The sequence below is a fragment of the Xylophilus sp. ASV27 genome (assembly GCF_016428875.1).
GTDB lineage: Bacteria > Pseudomonadota > Gammaproteobacteria > Burkholderiales > Burkholderiaceae_C > Xylophilus.
The window spans coordinates 1-1,351 of the sequence record NZ_JAELTO010000232.1 but is presented as its reverse complement, the minus strand read 5'-3'; the positions used below and the strand labels follow the sequence as shown (position 1 = coordinate 1,351).

Sequence of the window (1,351 nt, the reverse complement as noted above, 5' to 3'; positions counted from 1 at the left end):
GACTGGCAGCAACGGCTTGATCTTTTTGTACAACACCGCGCTAACTTCCTTGTTTCTTTTCTTTCCCATGCACCGTCAACGCGCATCCCGCGCTTGGCGATGACAGGCTTTTGTTAGCCGCTCTAATCACGCCAAACACGAAGGCATGCAGCACATCAGCCTTTGCGTTCGCCCTGCCAGTCGGCTTTGCTCGCTGTTACCAACGCGGCCCAATCGTCCGGCGGGTTGCCACGTCCCAACATCTTCTCGAACACGGCATAGGGGTCGGACTTGCTGCCCGCCGATCGCAAGGTCTGCTCATCGTTGACCCAGGCGTACACGATGACCTTCGCCTTCGAGTCGTACCGGAAGAACAGCCGATACCGCCGACCGAGCTTGGCCCGCCGCCAGTGGCGGTAGTCTGGCCCCATGGTGTTGCCCTGCCGGTATTCGTCGCGCGCCGGATCGCTCGGCACCACGTCCTGCATCAACTGGACCAAGGCCCGGAAGAACTTGACGTTGGCGTTGGACGCAAAGCCCTCCGGGTCGTTCACTTGCGCACGCAGCACGGCTGCGCGCAGTTTCATCATCTGCTCGATCAGGTTGTCGTGGAACAGCAGCGTCCAGCCATGCTGTTGCATCAGATTTCCACGTCCTCATCGAAGTCGTCGGCCAGGCTCACCTTGTGGCCCGCATGCTCCAGCATCGTGCGCGCCAGATCCTCCGGCAGACCGCGAATGTTCCGGCCGGCCTCGATGTCGCGAGCCAACAGGGTCAGGAACGCGCCAATGGCGGGGTCTTCATGTTCTGCATCGGCACGGGTGACGACCACTTCGCCGCCACGCAGGTCGAACGCAACCTTGCCGCCGGTATCGACCCCCAGGGCCTGTCGGATGGACTTGGGCAACGTGATCTGGCCTTTGGAGGTCAGCGTGGCAACTTCATGGATGGCAGGCATGGCGGTTCTCCCGATAGCGATGCTCCCATCGTAAGGAATATTCCTTACTATGTCAATCTGGTCGAGCATGGGTCCCTCCGGTCGAGTGAGAAAGGCCATCGTAGTGACGGGACAGCGTGCCTTCCCGTTTCAATCCGGAGTTGGTCAGCACCGCATTACCCGTGGCTGCCTGTTTGCGGATGCCCTATATCCAAAGGCTTCCGGTAAAGGCCAAAGGGTTGGGAAGGGGCAAGGGAATGGGATTCAAGGGGAAAGGCCCTACCCGAAAAGGCCAAAAGGCTCTCCTGCTGTTGATTTCCATGCAACCGCAACCCACCATTTCCATCTCGATCTGACCCACCCTGGTTCGTGAACTTCACGCTCACGTTGTGGATAAGTTCTTGGTCGCCTTCTCCTTCTTGGTGGTCTGTGGTG

General features: G+C 59.4%; 2 protein-coding genes. Both read right to left on the bottom strand.

What is annotated here, in order from left to right:
• Window positions 1-155: 155 nt before the first annotated feature.
• On the bottom strand, window positions 156-620 hold the full coding sequence (locus JHD63_RS22560; RefSeq protein WP_198973027.1) for a type II toxin-antitoxin system YhaV family toxin: 465 nt from the start codon (window positions 618-620) through the stop codon (window positions 156-158).
• Entirely contained in the window at window positions 620-937 is a 318-nt protein-coding gene (locus JHD63_RS22555; RefSeq protein ID WP_198973028.1) for a type II toxin-antitoxin system PrlF family antitoxin, read from the bottom strand. The genes JHD63_RS22560 and JHD63_RS22555 overlap by 1 nt, the downstream gene beginning before the upstream one ends.
• Window positions 938-1,351 lie beyond the last annotated feature (414 nt).